19 protein-coding genes and 1 pseudogene are annotated in these 19,345 nt (G+C 35.3%); 7 read left to right on the top strand and 13 right to left on the bottom strand.

The features are described 5' to 3' along the window. A pseudogene (locus ABX784_RS01245) lies at positions 1-291 on the top strand (DNA-formamidopyrimidine glycosylase); the annotation flags it as partial. Positions 292-301: 10 nt separating this feature from the next. On the opposite strand, the gene ABX784_RS01250 reads toward ABX784_RS01245, so the two are convergent. The 4 genes from ABX784_RS01250 to ABX784_RS01265 all read right to left on the bottom strand — a co-directional run bounded on the left by ABX784_RS01250 (position 302) and on the right by ABX784_RS01265 (position 2,630). Continuing rightward, the gene (locus tag ABX784_RS01250; RefSeq protein WP_372651769.1) at positions 302-577 is read right to left on the bottom strand and encodes a YgjP-like metallopeptidase domain-containing protein; all 276 of its coding nucleotides are present in this window, start codon (positions 575-577) and stop codon (positions 302-304) included. Next, on the bottom strand, positions 513-797 hold the full coding sequence (locus ABX784_RS01255) for a hypothetical protein (RefSeq protein ID WP_372651630.1): 285 nt from the start codon (positions 795-797) through the stop codon (positions 513-515). Before ABX784_RS01255 ends, ABX784_RS01250 begins: the two co-directional genes overlap by 65 nt. Positions 798-816: 19 nt before the next feature. Beyond that, a complete protein-coding gene (locus ABX784_RS01260) occupies positions 817-1,911 on the bottom strand; it encodes a hypothetical protein (RefSeq protein WP_372651632.1) in 1,095 nt (364 codons plus the stop codon). 164 nt (positions 1,912-2,075) lie between these two features. Then, a complete protein-coding gene (locus ABX784_RS01265) occupies positions 2,076-2,630 on the bottom strand; it encodes a hypothetical protein (RefSeq protein ID WP_372651636.1) in 555 nt (184 codons plus the stop codon). A 212-nt stretch (positions 2,631-2,842) separates the two neighbouring features. Here ABX784_RS01265 and ABX784_RS01270 point away from each other — a divergent pair, with 212 nt between their 5' ends. After that, entirely contained in the window at positions 2,843-3,364 is a 522-nt protein-coding gene (locus tag ABX784_RS01270; RefSeq protein ID WP_372651638.1) for an RNA recognition motif domain-containing protein, read from the top strand. 56 nt (positions 3,365-3,420) lie between these two features. Beyond that, positions 3,421-4,104: a lysophospholipid acyltransferase family protein gene (locus ABX784_RS01275; protein ID WP_372651642.1), complete on the top strand. Its 684-nt coding sequence runs from the start codon at positions 3,421-3,423 to the stop codon at positions 4,102-4,104. On the opposite strand, the gene ABX784_RS01280 is transcribed toward ABX784_RS01275, so the two are convergent. Beyond that, entirely contained in the window at positions 4,092-5,435 is a 1,344-nt protein-coding gene (locus ABX784_RS01280) for a hypothetical protein (RefSeq protein ID WP_372651644.1), read from the bottom strand. The genes ABX784_RS01275 and ABX784_RS01280 overlap by 13 nt on opposite strands. 160 nt (positions 5,436-5,595) lie before the next feature. Here ABX784_RS01280 and ABX784_RS01285 point away from each other — a divergent pair, with 160 nt between their 5' ends. Both ABX784_RS01285 and ABX784_RS01290 read left to right on the top strand, forming a co-directional pair. Next, entirely contained in the window at positions 5,596-9,210 is a 3,615-nt protein-coding gene (locus tag ABX784_RS01285) for a hypothetical protein (RefSeq protein WP_372651646.1), read from the top strand. Between the two features lie 20 nt (positions 9,211-9,230). Beyond that, on the top strand, positions 9,231-9,782 hold the full coding sequence (locus ABX784_RS01290) for an NYN domain-containing protein (RefSeq protein ID WP_372651648.1): 552 nt from the start codon (positions 9,231-9,233) through the stop codon (positions 9,780-9,782). On the opposite strand, the gene ABX784_RS01295 is transcribed toward ABX784_RS01290, so the two are convergent. The 7 genes from ABX784_RS01295 to ABX784_RS01325 are packed head-to-tail and all read right to left on the bottom strand — an operon-like array spanning position 9,763 to position 15,884. Further along, positions 9,763-10,296 (bottom strand): NUDIX hydrolase, encoded by a 534-nt coding sequence (locus ABX784_RS01295; RefSeq protein ID WP_372651650.1) that lies wholly within the window; start codon positions 10,294-10,296, stop codon positions 9,763-9,765. The two genes, ABX784_RS01290 and ABX784_RS01295, sit on opposite strands and share 20 nt — an antisense overlap. Next, positions 10,297-10,878 (bottom strand): hypothetical protein, encoded by a 582-nt coding sequence (locus ABX784_RS01300; RefSeq protein WP_372651652.1) that lies wholly within the window; start codon positions 10,876-10,878, stop codon positions 10,297-10,299. It abuts the gene before it with no gap. Then, the gene (locus tag ABX784_RS01305; RefSeq protein ID WP_372651654.1) at positions 10,879-11,595 is read right to left on the bottom strand and encodes a glycerophosphodiester phosphodiesterase family protein; all 717 of its coding nucleotides are present in this window, start codon (positions 11,593-11,595) and stop codon (positions 10,879-10,881) included. Next, entirely contained in the window at positions 11,579-12,379 is an 801-nt protein-coding gene (locus tag ABX784_RS01310) for a DUF1338 domain-containing protein (protein WP_372651656.1), read from the bottom strand. Before ABX784_RS01310 ends, ABX784_RS01305 begins: the two co-directional genes overlap by 17 nt. Next, positions 12,376-13,563, bottom strand: a complete 1,188-nt coding sequence (locus tag ABX784_RS01315) for an NAD(P)/FAD-dependent oxidoreductase (RefSeq protein ID WP_372651658.1) — start codon at positions 13,561-13,563, stop codon at positions 12,376-12,378. The genes ABX784_RS01310 and ABX784_RS01315 overlap by 4 nt, the downstream gene beginning before the upstream one ends. A 55-nt stretch (positions 13,564-13,618) precedes the next feature. Further along, entirely contained in the window at positions 13,619-14,176 is a 558-nt protein-coding gene (locus ABX784_RS01320) for a GNAT family N-acetyltransferase (RefSeq protein ID WP_372651660.1), read from the bottom strand. A 4-nt stretch (positions 14,177-14,180) separates the two neighbouring features. Then, a complete protein-coding gene (locus ABX784_RS01325; RefSeq protein ID WP_372651662.1) occupies positions 14,181-15,884 on the bottom strand; it encodes a cytochrome c in 1,704 nt (567 codons plus the stop codon). A gap of 198 nt (positions 15,885-16,082) precedes the next feature. Between ABX784_RS01325 and ABX784_RS01330 the strand changes: the two genes are divergently transcribed. Both ABX784_RS01330 and ABX784_RS01335 read left to right on the top strand, forming a co-directional pair. Beyond that, positions 16,083-17,105 (top strand): sugar ABC transporter substrate-binding protein, encoded by a 1,023-nt coding sequence (locus ABX784_RS01330; RefSeq protein WP_372651664.1) that lies wholly within the window; start codon positions 16,083-16,085, stop codon positions 17,103-17,105. Continuing rightward, complete coding sequence (locus ABX784_RS01335; protein ID WP_372651667.1) at positions 17,102-17,893, top strand: substrate-binding periplasmic protein; 792 nt, start codon at positions 17,102-17,104, stop codon at positions 17,891-17,893. Before ABX784_RS01330 ends, ABX784_RS01335 begins: the two co-directional genes overlap by 4 nt. Here the strand turns inward: ABX784_RS01335 and ABX784_RS01340 are convergent. After that, complete coding sequence (locus tag ABX784_RS01340) at positions 17,886-19,307, bottom strand: aldehyde dehydrogenase family protein (RefSeq protein WP_372651669.1); 1,422 nt, start codon at positions 19,305-19,307, stop codon at positions 17,886-17,888. The two genes, ABX784_RS01335 and ABX784_RS01340, sit on opposite strands and share 8 nt — an antisense overlap. Positions 19,308-19,345 lie beyond the last annotated feature (38 nt).

Consider the following 19,345-nt stretch of genomic DNA (forward strand, 5'->3'; position numbering starts at 1 on the left):
GAAATCTGTGCCCGTGCTGGAGTTCGCCCCACTCGTAGAAATAAGTCTCTATCTCTAGAAGAAATTAAACGCATGCATCAAGCTACGGCGATAGTAATTGATGGAGCAACCGAGACGGGAGGAACAACCTTCCAAGGTGGCTACGCAGACACTACTGGCTCAAAAGGAAATGGAGTGGGACATTTAGTGGTCTTCTATCAAAAGACTTGTCAGCTATGCCAAAAAACACCTGTTAAAAAGATGTATCTGGCACAACGTGGAACATACTATTGTCCAAAATGCCAGAAGTAGAGAGTTACTCTTAGTAGAGACTCTCCCCAAAATCCAAGAGTAAAAGATAGAGTCTAAGATCAAACTCCACTTGGTAGTTATCTTCTTGCATACGGGTACATAAGTTATAGAAGGCCTTACTGTGATCTTTCTCTTTAAAGTGAGCGAGTTCATGAACAACAAGCATTGTTAACATATCTTCAGGATCTTCTTTAAGTACTGAAGAAACTCTGATCTCATGCTTACTCTTTAGTTTTCCACCATGACTTCTCGAAGTAAAAGAATGGTTTCCTAAAGAATTTTGTATATTTTTTTTCGTAGATGACCTTACTTAAAGGAGGAGCCTTTTTTATAAGCTCTACTTTTAAATTATTTGTAAACTCAAATAGAAGCTTGTCTAACCTTATAGAGTGACAATTTGGGTACTTATTTAGCAAGTAGCTCTTTAGGATATTAGAATCAACAAGCAGGTTAACCTTAGAAATAATTTCCTCAAAATAGTCTTTGAAGTACTTTAAACTGGTCAAATAGACTCCGTTAAACGAACTACTCAGCAATAGTAAAGTAATGTTCCATTACACTTGAAAGACCATTTTTTCCAATGGACTTATAAGTGCTCACTTTAACTTTATACTTACTACCTGGTGAGAATTCGTTTTTAAAAACACTAACACCACCGATTGTGACAGATATAATATCTTCATTTTGAATGACAGCTAAATACTTAGAAGAAGCTCCTCCTACAATCACATATCTATCGATAAATGGATGATACCTATAAAGTGTAAATGAAAAACTATTCTCAAACTTAGAACTTAAAAATAAGGGATCCTTAAAAGATAGTGCTGTTTCAACACCAACCCCAATAGGCCCTAAAAACTTAGTGTTGAAAATATCTTTTTTAAAAAAGATATTTTTAATAAAGAGCTTACTATTTTTAAATTCAAAATCAATAAGTGCAGCAATCTTCTGATTATCTTTATAAAGAGATAACTTTGGTTCCCTACTATAGTTAAGATCATACTTCACAGATAAAGAAAGTCCCTCTAAGTTCATATCAAGAACAGAAGGAGATAGCTCAACATCTATACTTTCATATATTGTTCTATCAAATAATCGATACTCATCTCTTATATCTGATTCATTATGAAATAATTCTCTCGCTCCAGTCTCTTGTATCCATGAATGTCCAGAAAAAGTAAGGCTGATTCCACTTGTATTTAACAGACTTATTTCATTTAGCTTAATCTCTTTTTCAAGCTGTGAACTTCTTAGAATGAGATAAATATGGCCGTACTGTCCTCTTTGCCCATCTCTTGCTCTAGAATAAGCAGGAAAGTCATCACAGTTATAGAAACTACCATTTCTGCCAGCAGTTCCACCAAGGCCTCCACTCATATCTAATTCTACGTTTTGTAAGTGAAGTAGATTAGAGAAATATATAATAGCATCTTCTCCTGAGTACCCGTCACCACCATCTTCACCAAGTTCACAGCGTCCACCATTGCGGCCATCTCTTCCGGCATAACCAGATAGATCAAGAGTGAGACCTGATTCATCTACAATAACTTCTTTACTCAAAACATTTGAGAATGAAAGGTTAACTAATAGTAGTAGTAAAATATTTAAGATAGATTTCATTTTAAGCTCCGATTTGTTTACTCATGAGTACAAACATTGTTATTCTCTGAAAAGAGATTTCTTTAGAAGCTAGTTGGTGTTCTCGTAATATTAATAAGATAAAATAATATTTAGTTCAAATATCTACCACTGGTGTCACTTTGGACCTAATATTTATTAGGTAATTACTTTAACTTTGCACATTTAAAACGGTGATCGTTACCATAAGTAAACTCAAGAGTTTCTTTCTGTTGCTGTGTATAGGTTTTAGGAATGGGAACATAGGTTGGAATAATACATCTCCATTTTACATCCTCTTCGACTTCTACAGAGTAATTCGAATAACTTATTCTAGAGCTGCTTGAAGCTTGAACTCTATTATTACCCCTAACTTCACTTCTAAGACTGGACACTAATTGTGAAAAATATGAGTTATATCCTTCTTTGTTTTTACAATAATAATAAGGCTTTTGAATATCATAAGTATAAGAGTAGATAGTAAAAAGTAATGAATCTCTAGAAGAGTTTCTAAAAGAAACCTCTACTGACTCATCAGCATTTCGACATTGCTCTAAGATACTTTCTTTAACTACCTTTTGAATAGTCCATGTGCAGTCAGCATTAACTCTCTCAGCCAATCTAGACAGTATCGGATTAACATCATCTAGAACACAAAATTGTCTAGCAGATACAGGGTTAACAGCTACAGTAAGTAGAGTCAGTAATAATAATTTTTCCATAAGTAACCATACCGCACCGAATCACAAACATCTATAACAATTTGTATTTATGAATTTCTTACACTCTAGACTAGATTAGAAATTAGAAAATCAATTATTTAAAGATCGTCTTCTTAGTTATTACCCATCTCGTAAAGGTATTTATTCAAGGCCCCTAGTTTTTGACCTCTATTGGTGTTAGGTTATGCGAAATGATTACAAAGGAACGCATTATGAGAAACAAAACAGATTCTAGAAACACTAGAAACAGACCAAACACATTTACTAAAGCAGGTGTTAAGCCAGCAGGTTTTAACAAGCCATCCACTAGTCGTGGTCCAAAGGCAACTTTTCACATCACAGAAGATATTGCTAAGCCAGTCGTTTACATTGGAAATATGAGCTACAAGAGAAATGACTTTGGTATTTTAAAGTTATTTAAGCCATTTGGTTACGTAGTGAATGTAAACCTTATTCAAGATGAAAAGCTTGAGAGAAGTAAGGGAATTGCATTTGTAGAAATGCAAACAATTAAGGCCGCTAAAGACGCTGTTAAAGCTCTTAACGGAACTGTAGTTGATGGAAGAACAGTTAAGGTAAGTATCGCTGAGGATAGAATTCACCCTGAGCACATTAAGGCCAAGCCAGCTGCTGAAGAGCTTTCTAAGGAAGAAGTTAAGATCAACCTTAAAAAGAAAAAACAAAACAGCAAAGAAGGGCTTCACAACCTCTTTAATCACCAAAGAAGAAAATAGTTTATTGCTTACTTCGAGTCGCTCTACTATAGTTAGCGGGGTAACTCGAGGTATTTATGATTCTTTCAAATATAATTTACATAATCGCAAAAGCATTCAGCTTAACATTTAGATATAAATTCATTGGTCTAGACAATATAAAAAAAGCACAGGGCCTTAGTAAGAATGGAAATTACCTTCTAGGTATTTGGCACCAAAATCTCTTACACGGAATTCTTGCTCAAGAGGGAAACCCACATGTTGTTATTGTCTCTAAGTCTAAGGATGCTGATCCAGTGGCCTATACTTGTAGAAAAATTGGAACTATCGTTGTTAGAGGAAGTTCTAGAAACGCTGCAGGTGTCGATAAGGGCGGCAAGGAAGCTAAAATAGAGATGATCGAAAAGCTACAAGAAGGGTTTCCTGGAGCGGTGACAGTAGATGGTCCAAAGGGACCTGCTAAGAAAGTTAAACCTGGTATTGTTGATATGGCGCTTAAGTCAGGGACTACAATTATCCCCTACCTTCCAATACCTAAGTCTTATTGGAGCTTTAATAGCTGGGATAAATTTAGGCTTCCAAAACCATTCACTAAAGTCGTAGTTCTTTATGGAGAGCCTATTATGATTAGAGAAGTTAGTGAGTTTTCAATGTATCAGAGTCAACTAGAGCAATCTCTAAACGACCTTGAAGAAAAGGCCGTAGAGTCTTTTAAAACTTGGAATCAATTGAGTAAGAAAAATTGGCATCAGAATAAGTAATTGATTGAAGTGTAAACCGTATCATTTGCTCTATACGCACTCCAATATGAAGAGTTCTCAGGAGATTTGATAAGCTCTGCTCCAACTCTTAAGCTAAAAGAATTTGAGATAATGTAATCCCCCTCAATTCTAATAATCTGATCTTCTCTCTTTAAGTCATAGCGGTAATCAATGAGAGTAAATAAGCTCTCTGTCCACATAACTCTTCCCATCAGCCCTACTGTACTCTTCCACTTCACGGTTTCAGAGAAGAAGTCATCACTTCCTCGTGTATTATCACTCATAAGGTGAATATAATTAAGCGAAAGAATATAATTTGTTCTATCAACGCTAGCTGAAACAGAGAGGTAGCTCTCTCTATCGTAGTTTGGCTTAATGGTGAAGTATTCTGATTCAAAAATTCTATCATCATCTTCGAGTTGAAGTGGATTTAGCACCTCAAAGTCATCACCAAGATTGGCGTTAGGATCATTTACATCAAATGATACAACTCCTAGAACATCACCAAAGTACTGCTTACCTTGGATTCCATACATTAAATGGTGATTTACAATTGGATTAGCAACAGCAATCACCTTACTTCCGTCAGTACTAAGAGATGCTTCTGCGTTAGTTCGAAGATTGTTCTCTGGCTTATATATAGCGTAAGAAGATATAGCTCCACTCTTCCACTTATAGGCGGCGTTGATTCCTAAACTCTTCTTTAAGACAACATCTCCAATGGAGGGCATATTAATTCTATATTCAATAGGAACGGCGGTTCCTAATATTATTGTACTTTCAGGAGGTCTTCTAATCCATTCAGAATTACTATTTACCTTACCGTCTTCAATACTGATCCCAGGGTTTAAAACAGGAATATGAAAGTAAGAGAAGAAAATACCTAAATCAATATTATCAGTAGCGGATTTTGTATAGTGAAGACCAGTTAAACCTTCTTGCTTAGATGAGAGTAAGGTAAAGCCTTGCCTACCGTTTAAATTACCAACCAGCCAATATTTTTCATTTAATGACCAGTTAACGACCTTACGTCCAAAGGTCCACGTTGAGTCATCAGTATCAGAAGAATAGTAGAGTTCAGGTAGTGAATAATTGAGAGACTCAGGTCCATTAAAGAAATATCGTAGATTTGCCTCACCATAGACTTCAGTATCACGGGCCTTATCTTTATATATGGAAGAAAGTGTGACCCAATCAACGGCGTCTGTTTTATTCTGTGGTGAATTAAGGCGAAGTAGCTTTTCGTATGATAATCCTCCCTCAAATCCGGCCATCGACTGAAATGAAGCAAGAAATAAAACTGCTAATATATTGATTTTACGGTAAAACACTCGTAATTTCTCCTCTTTTTTCTAAATATCTCAAATATCTTAAAATAAGACCAGAAAGCATGACGCACCATGTAAATATCACGTGAAATGGCCCTAGACCTAGTAATATGCTCAATTATCATCTAAATTTTAAGTATAAATTTACTTTAACAAAGATATTATGAAGAGTTTGAAAATACTACTACTCACATTAATTTTTTCTATAGTGTCATCGTGTGGCTTTCTAAACGATGAACCTGTAAAAGATCAGGAAATCTTTGTCTCAGCAGAACTGAACTCAGGTTGTGATTTAGATCCTGATAAGTTTGGTGATATCCTAGAAATCAATATTGAGGCACAAATTCGTTGCCTCGAAAATAACTTTATTCAATTTAGCCGCTACGTAAGATCAAATGATAGAACGACAATCTCAGAGGGTGAACTATCTGACTTTGTAAGAAGATTCTTTAAAGAAAACACTGATACAGTTATTCAGGGTCTAAAGTTAATCTTTGAATTGAATATGTTACTGCTTCGTGATGAGGCGACATCAATTAATAGAGATAATATCACACCTCTCTTTAAGCTACTGGTAACAGTTAATAAAGAAGCTATCGTTATCACCAAGATATTGCGTGATATGGAAAAAGAGAAAGATGGATCGAAAGTATTTCTTAAAAGAGAAGAGCTTAAGGCCTCTCTAAATCGTTTTGCAGATACATCACTTCAAATTATAAGTAAGCCAGGAACTCTAACTAAGAAAGTTGATTTAAAGAAGTTTCTTTTAGATTTAAACACTAGGTTAAATTTAGGTTCTGATGTTATTGATGAGAAATTGGCCAACGCAATCCTATTTATTAAAAAGTTATTCTTTGGTGGTTCAAAGCAGATACTAACTTCTACTGAGATAGAAAAAGCAATTACGAAGTTACCTAAGCTAATCCTTATGGCCACAGACTTTGCACTTATTAAGAATTACCACTTTGAAGAAGATACTAAGCACTACGACTTTCAATCAGATATCTTAAAAAGATTCAGACATTCTATTTTTACTTTTGAGCCTGAAGTTGAAATCTTCAATATAGAAGATCTTTATACACTATTTGATAGAATCACACCGACTGGTGATGAAGATGATGACGAAGACCAATTTAATATAAGAGATTATGAAAAAATCTTTAACAGTTTAAAGAAAGATTTAATTGGTGGAGACTCAAAAGTATTTAACTATAAAGAATTCAACTACCTTTTAAACTACATCGATATTTCTTTAGACGGACTAAATGTTTTTGCAAAACATAATGCAGTTACAAAGAAAATTGATGAAAAGACACTAGATGAAAAACTTCTTCTAAAGAAAGAGTTTGTTTCACACATTGGTGTTATTTCTAATAGGATTAAACAGCAACTTGATGAGCATGGTGGAATCCCTAAGAATGCTGATATCTTAAACTTCACGAAAACTTTAACTCAAGAAATAGACTCAATTGATTTTGAGGTTCAATTCATAGACGCAATTTTTGGAATAAAGATTGCTCTAGCAGGCGGGAAAAAGAATTTATTAACAAATGATGAGATGTACTTAGTTTTAGATAAACTTCAAAACCTGGCATCATTCTATTTTGACATGAGTTTCATTAATAGCTCATACGAAACAAATAGCTCTAAGAAGTGGAGCTTCCTTACTCATGCACTTAATCAAGTTTTTCCTCTCTTAGTTGAAGATGAAAGTGTTGAAGCACTTGAGATAAACGATGTATCAATTATCCTAGAAGAACTATTCCAAGTAGATGAGTCACACACACCGATAGTGACTAATGGTCCTAAACTTACTTCTGAAGATATTGAAACATTCACTCAAGCAATTAAAGATCATGTTTTAACGACAACTCCTGAAAGTATAAATGTGCAAGAAATTAAGTCAGCGCTAAAGCTTACTCAATTAGGTATGTCAGTTCTTGAATTTGCTAAATTCTTTGATGAAAAATCTCAACTAGCAAAAGAAGATCCCGACTCTATTGATCTATTCACTAATGAAGTAGAGGCCAAGGCCAAAGAGTTAGAAATAATAATTGAAAGAGATCTACCTAATCTTGTAGGAATAAATAAAGAATTAGACTACCTAGTAATTGCTGAGAGTATTTCAATACTTTTTGAAGGCGAAAATGAGCTATCAGAAACAGTAAATAAAATATCGGCACTGAAAACTATCATATTAGGTGGAAAAAGAAGCACCATCACATTCTCTGAATTATTAGAAGCTTCTCCAAAAATTAGTTCATATGCTAAATCTCTTTTTAGACTTATGAACAAAGACTTTTCAAATGATGCTGATAATGAAAACTACTTCTCTTTTCTTCTAAATACTTTTAACGATGTTAAGAAGAACTTAATCATTGATAAGAGTTTAGAATATTTCAATGCGACAGAACTGCTATCAGCAGTGGACTATCTTCTAAACTTAAATGTTGAAGAGAGCGAAAGAGTAAACTACACAAAGTTCACTCCTAGTGTCGTAAGCTTTAAAGGAAGAGTAATTCATCAATTAAAAGACCCTACTCTAGATCCAAATGACTTTTCTGATATTCATGAGTTTAAAGCTAGTCATATCTCTGAGATATTAGAGTATATTCAAGGTGGTCTTGAAGTTACTTACTTCAATGAAAGAACATATATAAAGTTTGATACAGAACTACAAAATAGAAAACCTATCTCTTGGCTAAACATTGCAAAGATTAAAAGATACCCAGGAATAAGAAGAAAGAATATTCCAGCTCTTAGAAGAGACTTCTTAGATAGTGTTTCAAAGTATAGACACTATACACATAAAATCGAGAAGCTAGACGCAGATGGAACCCCTGTGACTCGATTCGTTCAATACTTAGGATCTGAGTATAGAAGAACAAAGTTTGGACATATCTTAACGTCTGTTATTAAGCACGTATTTAGAATTGTGTTAGAAGGATATACAATTAAGCAAGATGAGCTAGATGTTGTAGATATTCCTAGAATTAATATGCTCTTTACTGACTTTAAGCCGGTTCTTGAAGAGTTTGGTCTGTGGACAAGTAACTTTGAAACATTTGGTGAAAATGTTATCTTACTCTCAGATCTATTTCAAAACACTTCAAATGGAGACAATGCTCTAGGCCTAGACGAGGGTGTAGAGTTTGTAACAATCGTTCTCATAGCTTCTTCCTTAACAGATGAGGTCATGCACGAGATGAAAGATTTTTGTGAAAATCGTGGAACACAAGAAGCTCCGGCCTTTGATACTTCATGCTATAGAGGGAACCTATTTGAGATTTGGTTAAACAAGCTTGGATATGGAGAGATGTTTCCAAAGTTAAATACTTACTTTGAAACAGAAGATAGAGAGTCAACTATTGACTACATCCATAAGACAGAAGGTTTCGCGAGAGATACTTCTGATGAGAATATTCCAATGGCGAAGCGTGACTTTACACTTCTTATTGGAGCAATGTTAAATATAGAATCGACATTTGTCAGATTTGATAAAAATGGTGACAACGTTATAGATACAGATGAGTTAGATGAGGCATTCCTTATCTACGAAGTATCAATTCAGAAGATGGCAGATCTTAAAGGTTGGAAAAAGACCTTAACTAAGACTGTTTTCTATTACATGGTAAAATATATGAAAATACCTTCGACTGGAGAAGTCTTGAAGTACCATTTTCAACTACACTTTAACCCTCTGTATACAGAAAATATAAAAGCAAAAAGACTGAATATTGGTGCATTACTCTATAACTTGTTACAGTATAGACAGTAGAAACCTTAAAGGGGGCACTAATGAACAACGAAGTTCAAATTAGTCAATCTGTTGCCGTACTAGTTGACGGTAACAACATTGAAAGAAGTATTCATTCAGAATCTTCAAAACAATCAACAATGCTAAATTTTGATACACTCATTCCTAGACTCTTAGTTAATAGAGGTCTTAATAGACTAATATACTTTAGAGAGGGAAAGAATATTTCTTCAAAGTTAGCAGAGAGATTACACGATAAATATCACGGCTCAGTTAGACCTTGTCACAAGAGTGCTGATATTCCTCTCTCAATTAAAGCAACTCAACTAGCTCAAAAAGTGGATACTATTATCATTATGTCAGGAGACTCTGACTATATTGAACTAGTGAGCCACTTGAAGTCTGAGGGTGTAAGAGTTGAGATTGCGGCAATTGAATCGACAACTCATCACCTTCTAATTGAAGAAGCTGATTACTTTCACCCAATTACAAGTGATGATTGGTTTACTTTAAAGTCTCCTAGCAATAAGAGACCAAGTAAAGCTCAAGTCAAGAAATCAACAAAGAAGAAAGTTACAAAGAAGACAAACTAAGCAGACCTAAACCTGCTAGAAAAAGGGAGTGGTGAATTTCACCACTTCTTACTTTAGAGTGGGCCTCTTCTAGAGAGAGAGTAAGTATATCTATCTCCTCTAAGGCATCTAAATTTTGTTCTGAAACCTTTAGACAGTCTCTCGCAACATAGTAATCACAGTAATTATTCATAAAGGCCGGATTGGCCGATACACGACCGATATGGGTCCAGTTATCTGAAGAATGACCCGTTTCTTCAAGCAGCTCTCTCTTGGCCGCAACTAGGTGATCCTCACCTTTTTCAACAACTCCAGCTACTGCTTCAATAGTGATGTCATCAATTCCATGTCTATATTGTTTAACTAAGATAAGCTGATTAGAGCTATCAAAAGCAAAGACATTGATCCAGTTTCGACACTCAAGTACATCAAACTGTCCCTTGAGCTCACCACTTTCTCTTTCCGCTTTAAAGTAATTAAAAACGAAGGTATTTAATATATTTGTATAACTATTGGTTTTCCATTTTCTGATCATCTAAAACTCTATTAAAAGATAAGATTCAGAACTACCTGCTTCTTCCTCTAATTTACGATTAAAGCTATCTTTAACTTTCATATACTCAATCATTTTTTCTTTACCAATTATTTTTGAAAGATTTTCTTCGTAAACTTTAACAAGCTTCTCATTAAACATCTCTTCATCTGCTGATGGTGAGTACGAGTAATTAGGTCCATACTTGGCCTCCATCATTTCATGGAAAGCCTCATACCTTCTCTCTCTCTCTTTTTCATAACCATTTTTTAATTTATTATATTCTCTTAGAAATTTATCAGAATTAGAGCTCTTAACTAAGAAGAGATTTTCCATATTCTTATTCCACTCATCTTCTACTTTTTCTAGGTATTGATCAAACTGAGCAGTCTCAAACTCTTCTTCTGCTTTAGCATCAAAGGATTCATCTTCTGTGTTTATTTTAATTTCACTTTTTTTCTTTGGAACACTAGTGTCTTGAACTATATTTGACTCAGTGACAACAACTTCAGTCTCTTTAGATAGAAAGTAAATAACACTTAAAACCAGTGCAACAGCTAAGATAGTGATTGAGAACTTTTTCATTTATATTTTAAATCCTTCAAAGATAACGCCATGACCTGACTTAATAAGTTCAGAAGCAGTTTCTTTATTTTTAATTGTCCAGTATAGGATAGGCCTATCGTTATAAATCTTTAGCATCGACTTCTGCATCCAAATATTCACTCCATATTCGATTGAAAAGAAGTCAGGCCTTAGATAAGGAGTTAAAAGCATATACTTTAAAAATATTTTTTTTACAAAAGGGAGTTTAGACTTACTAAAAGAGCCCACGAGTAAACCAATCTTAAAATCAGGTCTCACCTTAGAGATATACTTTAAAGATAGTGGATTGAAAGACTGAAGAGCGAACTCACCTTTATAATCATCAAGGATTCTCACAAGCTCATTTTCAAGTAATCCTACCTTAGATTCATTTTTTATCTCAATTAATAAAGGAACTCGACCTGCAACAAAGTCTAAAACTGTCTTAAGCGAAGGTATTTTAAAATTAGAACCTTTTAGAGCGAGCTCTTCTAGCTCACTTAAATCTGTATCGCTAATTTTATAGTTTTGATCCATTAAGCGAGAAGTCTCAAGGTCGTGAAAAACAACAACTTTACCGTCTTTAGTTAAACGAACATCTAGTTCAATTACGTAGCTAGAATCAATAGCACTCTTAAAAGCGCCAAGGCTATTTTCAGGTATTTCAATATCGTGTAGCCCTCTGTGAGCTATGGGAGTCTTACTTAACCAATTCATGATCTGTACTTTCGAAGATTTTATCTGCGGATTGAGTGACGAAGCCCTGGAAGAGCTCACCATTAGAAAGCTTATAGCGAAGAGCAAATTCATAATAGCACGTAGGCACTGACATGATCTTATCTGTAAATTCAATTTCCACCTTACTGGCCATAGTACTTGTTTGCTCCAAATATTCATGGGGACTTCCTTTGATTATACCTCCAGATTGGTTAAGAGGTATATTTTTTTGAAGAAGAAGTTTATTTAGCTCTTCAAGATTCTTAAATGACTTAAGCTTATTAACAGAAATAGTAAAGTGATTTGCTCTAAGGCCTAAAGCACACAGCCATGCTGCATACTCAGAGTCACTAGCGAGCTCTTCATATTCCTTAGTTGATACCTTAAAGATGTCTTTTTTCTCTAGAAGTTCATTAAGAGAAATCCCTTTTACTCTTTCAATCTCTCGCTCAACGATAGAAATACATTCCTTACTAAGCTCTTTATAACGTAGCTCACTTATAAATATTTTTGGGTAATCTGAATTATTAATATTTTCAAGGTGGATAGCATTTAACTTCTTTGCTTCAAATTTATATTCACCGCGCTTTTCATAGCCAAATGGTTTAAAGAAATTCTCAAAAATTGTTATATCTATACTAGGATGAGCAAATGTTCTAAACGCAATATGATCATTTGATATCTGCTCTCCTCTATCGCTTAGCATACTATGAATCTCATGAGCTATGGGAGTAAGCTTAGTGTAATCACTCCAAAGGTCTTCAAGTAATTCATCTAAATTCATACAAACCTCTTTGCTGAGATAAACTCAGGAATGGTCCTATTAAATAGTAGATCAACTAAACATTTTCCACTATTAAAGGCGAGTCCCATTCCGTGAGCAGTAAAGCCACCAATAAAATAAATCTGAGGATCAGAAGGAATCGATCCAACCATAGGTTGTCCGTCTGCAGAAAATCCCATAATTCCAGACCATCTATGAGTAATCTTCTTTCCCTTCGCCGAAGGAATATGGGTATTTAAGAAGTCTACCAGGGCCTCTTGAATGATATCTGTAATCTCATCACTATAGCCAACCTCTGTATCTCTCTTTAGTTGTCTAAATCCACCAATGATCACCTCTCCAGTGGGAGTTTGCCTAAAGTAGTCTAGAACAAAGTTAGCGTAACAAGGGCCTTCTAAGAATTTTGGTAATGATTCTGTAGATAGAACCTGACCTCTAGTGGGATAAATCTTATCACTAAAGTATGGATGCAATTGAGATGAGTAGCCATTTGTTGCCATAATAAGAATAGGAGCATCAAATTTTCCAGACTTAGTATGCACTCTTTTAAGCTCCCCAGCTTGCTCTATATTGAATACTTCACTATTTTCAAAGAGACTAAAGTATTTACTACTTTTAAATGTACTAAGAATCTCTTCTAACAAAAGAACAGGATGAACAGAGGCATCATCTTTATACTTGATACCTCCAACAAAACCAAAGACATTCAAGCGTTTTTCAATATCTTCTTTTTCTAAGACTTCTACATTTATTCCAAGTTCACTCATTAGTTCAAATGACTTCTTTAACTCAGTAAACTCTTCTTCAGTGGAAGCAAGGGAGAAGCTTCCCTTTTTTTCAAATTGATTTTTTTCATTATTTTCTTTGATGATATTTTCTTCTAGAAGCTTTAAATTCTCTTCTGAGAACTTCCAAATTTCAAGCGCCTTATCCGTACCATGAGTTTCGACGAGACGGTTGAAATGCTCCACTGAGCCACAGGTAATAAAACCAGCATTTCTTCCAGTTGCCCCACTAGCAAGCTCACCTTTTTCTAACAACGCGACTCTAAGCCCTTGGTTCTCTTTTATTAACCAATAGGCAGTAGAGATACCAGCGATTCCCCCGCCAATGATTACAATGTCAAACTCTTGAACTTCTAAGTCTTTAGTCTTAGATTTATCCTGCCAAAGCGAAACGCTCATATATTACCCCATATACTATAAGATTAGCATATGAGGCTTTCCCATGAAAGTGTAGTTAGATATATTTAATCATTTCAACAGCAGTGCAAAGACACTTAGAAGGGCCGCACTTAGTGCAGTGATAATCTATTTCTGACCAAAACTCTTTATGTGTTTTAACAGCGCTAAAGCCCATGCTCAATAAGTAGCGCTGCGAACTATTTGAGGGAGATTCAAGCCAAGAGTGGCATATAACAGCTTTAGCACCTGCTTTTTTTAATTGCTCAATGGATAAATTTGAAAGTGACCTGCCCACTCCCTGCTTTTGAAACTCATCACTAACAAAGAGGCTTTTAAAGTATCCCACTTCTTTAGGATCAACATTCCAAAGATCAGTAGATAAACCTCTCATAGAGTTAACCCACTCTCCAGGTGCGAGAGAAAGCCTTATCCCTGCAAGCTCACCATCATGAGACTCTGCCTTATAAGACGAATTTATCTCTTTAGTTCTACCAAGAAAAATTAACTCCTCTAACTCTTCTGCTGAGAAGTAATTCTTTCCAATCCACTTATCTGTAAAGTTCAAAATGTTTTCAATATCTGATAACTCAATTTCCTTAAAGATAATGCTCATAGAACTACAGTGTTTTTAAAAAGTTGATTAAGTCCTTCTTTTCTAAAAGAGAGTACTTCTCATTGCCCTGCTTATCTAAGAACATCTTTGTATGTCCCGTATTTCTAAGCCCTCGTTTAGAAGTATCGAAGATAGCGTCCTTATCTTTTAACCACTCTTTTGGAATATTCTTACCAACTGGGTATCCAACACACTCAGAGTCAAAGTCAGTTTCTTTATTGATAGCTGGACCCTGAATAAACTTCTTTGGTCTATCCTCTGCCTTAGTTAAAAGGGCGCAAAGAGATGGAATAGAGTTATTATGAAAGTAAGGGTACCTTGCCCAGATACCAACAAGAGGTGGTGGTACATAACCTTCTTGAGGTTCAACTTTTGTTTGCATCCATTTGGAAATTTTCAACTCATTTAGTCTCTTAGAGAAGAACTTCATCCCTTGATATCTCTGTGGGTCAGTTCCCACATTTTTAACTGGAGTCTTTTCGTGATAATTAACCTTTAGCGTCTCTAGAACTTCAACTTCACTTAACTCAGCAGCATTCTCAAGACTCCATGCCTTCTCATAGCTACCGTGACATTTAGCACAGCTATTCTCAAAGATCTTCTCCCCCCTCTTTGCAGAAGAGATATCTATTGTCGATGCATCAAAAAAGTCTGTCCACCTAGGCGCCTTAGTTGAGAAGGCAGCTGCTGTAAGTTCTTTTATTTTTTGAGTGTTATTTTGCATCCATTTTTCAAGCTCTTTTAAGTCAGTCCCACGTCCAAGTTCATTCCAAAGAAAGTTTGTAAATATTGGATTACCTTCAACAATTGAACCGTCGGATAGCCACCTCGTCTTATACTTTAAATTCCACCAAACCGCTGGTTTAGAATCTGCAACAAAATGATTTAGAGGATTTTGTCTTGGAAACTTCTCTAGAAATTTATTCTTAGTAGCGTACTCATCGTTATTTCTTCTAGCTAAGCTCAGCGCAACCTGCGGAAGCGAGGTATCAAGTCCTAAAACTTGTGGAACAACCGCGCCAATTGCATTTAGATTATACTTTGTTCTTCTAAACTGCTGTCTCTCTTCGTCAGATGCTCTCGTTCCAATTTGAAAAAGCTTGCTCGGAATAAAAGGAACTGTTTTCTTGGCCATATGAAAGAAGCTATTTGCTCTTACTCTCTTATTTGTTAGCCCCATGACACTCTTTCCAAAAAGACTCGAAGTATGACAAGTGGCACAGCTAAATGTTAGGCCCTTTCCCTTCTTTGTATTCATTATAGTTGCGCCCATAGGAAAGTCAGGCTTCTCTCCACCAGGATAAGGAATCTGGTAAATACCACTCTCAACTTCGTTATCATTATATGGGTTCAACCCTACCCAGTCATACATCTCTTGAACTGAGTTAAAGCCCACTCTTTTCTTAGCAATTTTTGAAACAAGCCTACGGAGTGGATTTTTTTCATCCGCTTCTAAAAAATCTTGAAGAGGATCAAGGGGAACAAGTAGACCCGTAACAGTCACAGGATACTGTAGAGCGTGAAGATATCCATTGTGCTTTAACTTAGCTAACTCAACTGCATCAACATCATAGATATTTTCTCGAGTTTCACCTTTTGGTAATTTGTACCCCTTACTCCAATCAGCAGTGTCCCAATCTGAATTGTCGGCCAGAGAGGCATGAAGGGAAACAATAACTAAAACGATAGAATATAATACAATTTTCACAAAAGGCTCCTTATCTCAAAGGATTACATCAAATAAAATACGCTTTGACCAAGGTTATGAAAAAAAGAAATGTCAACACCTCTTAAGGTGGGATAAGTAACCTATTGTTTTCTTAATACATCTTAAGATATACTTAAATGGAAGTTAATTTAGGTTAAGTGTACAATATGGGTCATATGTCCCCTGTGAGGAAATATTATGAAAGTTATATTACTGGCTTCTTTATTCATATTCTCCCTGTCAACAACTGCTAAGACATATAGAGTCGCGGCCCTATACTGGTCTATGGACATAGAGGGTCAAGTATCAATGAGAAAAGGTCTTGAACAAAGGGCCAAAGAAATAACAAAGAACACTAAGTATAATATTGTCATTGATGCCTACGTTGCAGGAAATGGTAGAGAGGGAGCAAAGAGACAAATAGAGCAATTCTATAAGGTACTCGAAGATAGAAAAGCAGTAGATCTGATTATAGTTCAGCCTACAGATAACTCCGCACTTATTGGGCCTCTTCAGATGGCAAATAAATTAAAAATCCCTGTCATTGCCTACGACCAATATATTCTAGGTGGAGACCTTACAAGTTTTATCACATCAAATAATTACCAAGCAGGGAGACTGAATGGTCAATATATTGAATCTCTTTATAGTAATGACATAGAAATAAAGATTATCATTGTCGAGTACCCAAGAGTAACCAGTACTATTGAAAGAGTTGAAGGTTTTATTGATACTTTAAAGAAGGCCAAGCAAAAGTATAAAATTATCGGAACATATAATGCTGTTGAACCCTCTAGCGGAAGAATTGTTGGAGACCAAATCCTAAAAGACTTCCCTAAAAAAGGTAGTGTTGATGTTATTTTCACTATAAATGATGGCGGTGGACTTCCTATTGTTCAAGCACTAAAAAAAGCAAAGAGAGATGAGATAAAAGTGGCCACAATTGACGGTGACCCTAACTCAATTAAAAATATAAAAGATGGAAATATAACGGTTATCAATAGTGCACAATTTTGCGCAGAAATAGGCAGACAAAGTATGCAGGCGGGCTTTGATTTCTTAAAAGGAAATAAAATCTCTAAGAGATTACTCATCCCTACCTTCCCTGTAACAAAACTTACTCTGAACTCTTTCACTGGAATGGATGGTACTCTTCCTAAGCAAGTAGAACTTCCATGGAGTGATTCTAGCTGGGATAATAAAGTAAAGAGAATAGAATGATGATTCCAAGACTGGTACTTCTTCTCACTTTGGTTACTTTTTCTATGAACCTTAAAGCGGAGAAAATTTACAAAATAGCAATTTCTTCATCCTGTCCCTACTACTGCACAAATGGAGACAAGCAGGGCTATATAGTAGAACTTCTAAATAAGTTTTTTAAAAAGCATAGTATAAAAGTGAAGTATGAAACGACTCCTTATGCTCGTTTAGAAGATTCACTAAAAAGAGGAACTAAAGACCTTGCTCTATTTACATCTTTTGACCTAAGAGACTTTTCTGACTTAATGATCTACGACGTAACCTTAGGAGTGAGTTCTGCAGGTATTATCTCTCGAGTAGGCACAAACCCTGTAATCTTAGATATTATTGATCTAAAAGATAAAAGTATTTTTCTCGTCCCAGGAAGTAAGGCAAGTGAAAACCTTTACGGCGAAGTGAGAAAGATAAATACAAACAAATCAATTCTTCAATTAATAACTGGCTCTAGAATTCATAATAGACTTATTGATTTAATCGCTTTAGGAAGAGCTGATTATGCCATTGAAGATTATAATGTTCTTAAATATTTTTACTCAAAAACAGAATTTCAGGACAAAGTCCTATTAACTCCAAGTTCTATTTTTGGCTATAGCCCATTAAAGTTTGTTAGTCGCAAAGGCCTTCCTATTGAGAAAACGGTTCAGGATAACCTGAAGGAATTCATTGAAGACTACAGAAAGTCTGGAAAGCTAAATATACTTCTAAAAAAATACAATATTATAGACTGGAATATTGTACTCACTAGATAACTAGAAGCTTCATCTCTGTCATATCTTCAATTGCGTACTTAATTCCTTCACGTCCAAGGCCAGAGTCTTTAACTCCCCCATAAGGCATTTGATCAACTCTAAAGCCAGGTATAGAGTTAATGATCAGGCCACCAACTTCAACTCTAGAGAAGCATTTTTTTATGAAATCTAATCTATTTGTAAATATTCCGGCCTGTAGTCCAAAGCTCGAGTCATTAACTAAATCTATAACCTCATCATCGCTAGAGAAAGGCTTGAGTAAAACAACCGGTCCAAAGACCTCGTCACTATTTATTAGATCATCTCTTTTGTAGTCCTCAATGATAGTTGGAGAAATTATATGTGAGTTCCCCTCATGTAAATCTCCACCACAAAGTATCTTTGCACCATTTTCTTTTGCCTTATTAATCCAGTCCAAAATTCTATCTACGTGAACTTTATCTATAATAGGACCTACGATAGTATCTTTATCATTAGGTGTCCCACAGACTAGTTTTTCAGCCTCTGAAATTAAAAGCTTTTTAAATTCATCATAAATAGATTCAGCAATAAAAACTTTTTGAGTAGATATACATATTTGACCAGAGTATAAGAATGCTCCAAGAGCTACACTTTTTGAAGCCTGAACTAAATCGCAAGTTTCATCTATAACTGCTGATGCATTACCACCAAGTTCTAGAATTACTTTCTTCTTTCCTGCAATACTTTTAAGTAGCCAACCAATCTTTGGGCTACCAGTAAAGCTTAAGAGCTTGATTCTCTCCTCTCTAACGAGTTGTTCACTTAATTCATTATCACAAATGACTACATTCAATAGACCGTCAGGGAAGCCGGCCTCCTTTGCAAACTCAGCAAGAAGTAAACTTGAGAGAGGCGTATATGGAGAAGGTTTTAAAATAACAGAGCAACCTGCAGCAAAAGCAGGAGCAATTTTATGAAGGGCTAGGTTTAGAGGAAAGTTAAAAGGTGAAATAGCAAGTATAGGTCCTACAGGAAATTTGGATGTAAAGGCCTTTCGCCCAGCAGAGTTTCCAAAGTCCATTGGGATGACCTCTCCTCCAATTCTTCTACATTCCTCTAAGGCCAAGACTAGAGTATCAACACATCTAGAAAACTCTCCCTTAGCATAAGACAGGGGCTTGCCAGCTTCACTAACAATGAGGTTAACCAATCTATCTTCATTTGATTTAAAAATATTAATAAATTTTTCAATTAGCTCATGTCTCTGACCAGCAGAAAAAGAAGAATATTCACTAAATGCTTTTCTAGAGCTAACGATAGCATCTTCAATATCACCCTTATTAGCTAAGGAGACTGAAGCTATTTCTTTTAGTGAGAATTTATCATTTACGATTAATTTTTCAGACGTAGAAGAAGAATACTTCCCATCTATAAATGAACTCTTATTTGTCATAGCTACTCCAATTTAATTTATTATAAATTGAATAGCTA

It is taken from the genome of Halobacteriovorax sp. (assembly GCF_041587335.1).
GTDB lineage: Bacteria > Bdellovibrionota > Bacteriovoracia > Bacteriovoracales > Bacteriovoracaceae > Halobacteriovorax.

Excerpts from the sequence above, each read along its gene's own strand:
- ABX784_RS01260 (WP_372651632.1), bottom strand. The coding sequence starts at position 1,911 with ATGAAATCTATCTTAAATATTTTACTACTACTATTAGTTAACCTTTCA.
- ABX784_RS01265 (WP_372651636.1), bottom strand. The coding sequence starts at position 2,630 with ATGGAAAAATTATTATTACTGACTCTACTTACTGTAGCTGTTAACCCT.
- ABX784_RS01270 (WP_372651638.1), top strand. The coding sequence starts at position 2,843 with ATGAGAAACAAAACAGATTCTAGAAACACTAGAAACAGACCAAACACA.
- ABX784_RS01275 (WP_372651642.1), top strand. The coding sequence starts at position 3,421 with ATGATTCTTTCAAATATAATTTACATAATCGCAAAAGCATTCAGCTTA.
- ABX784_RS01285 (WP_372651646.1), top strand. The coding sequence starts at position 5,596 with ATGAAGAGTTTGAAAATACTACTACTCACATTAATTTTTTCTATAGTG.
- ABX784_RS01290 (WP_372651648.1), top strand. The coding sequence starts at position 9,231 with ATGAACAACGAAGTTCAAATTAGTCAATCTGTTGCCGTACTAGTTGAC.
- ABX784_RS01295 (WP_372651650.1), bottom strand. The coding sequence starts at position 10,296 with ATGATCAGAAAATGGAAAACCAATAGTTATACAAATATATTAAATACC.
- ABX784_RS01300 (WP_372651652.1), bottom strand. The coding sequence starts at position 10,878 with ATGAAAAAGTTCTCAATCACTATCTTAGCTGTTGCACTGGTTTTAAGT.
- ABX784_RS01305 (WP_372651654.1), bottom strand. The coding sequence starts at position 11,595 with ATGAATTGGTTAAGTAAGACTCCCATAGCTCACAGAGGGCTACACGAT.
- ABX784_RS01310 (WP_372651656.1), bottom strand. The coding sequence starts at position 12,379 with ATGAATTTAGATGAATTACTTGAAGACCTTTGGAGTGATTACACTAAG.
- ABX784_RS01315 (WP_372651658.1), bottom strand. The coding sequence starts at position 13,563 with ATGAGCGTTTCGCTTTGGCAGGATAAATCTAAGACTAAAGACTTAGAA.
- ABX784_RS01320 (WP_372651660.1), bottom strand. The coding sequence starts at position 14,176 with ATGAGCATTATCTTTAAGGAAATTGAGTTATCAGATATTGAAAACATT.
- ABX784_RS01330 (WP_372651664.1), top strand. The coding sequence starts at position 16,083 with ATGAAAGTTATATTACTGGCTTCTTTATTCATATTCTCCCTGTCAACA.
- ABX784_RS01335 (WP_372651667.1), top strand. The coding sequence starts at position 17,102 with ATGATGATTCCAAGACTGGTACTTCTTCTCACTTTGGTTACTTTTTCT.
- ABX784_RS01340 (WP_372651669.1), bottom strand. The coding sequence starts at position 19,307 with ATGACAAATAAGAGTTCATTTATAGATGGGAAGTATTCTTCTTCTACG.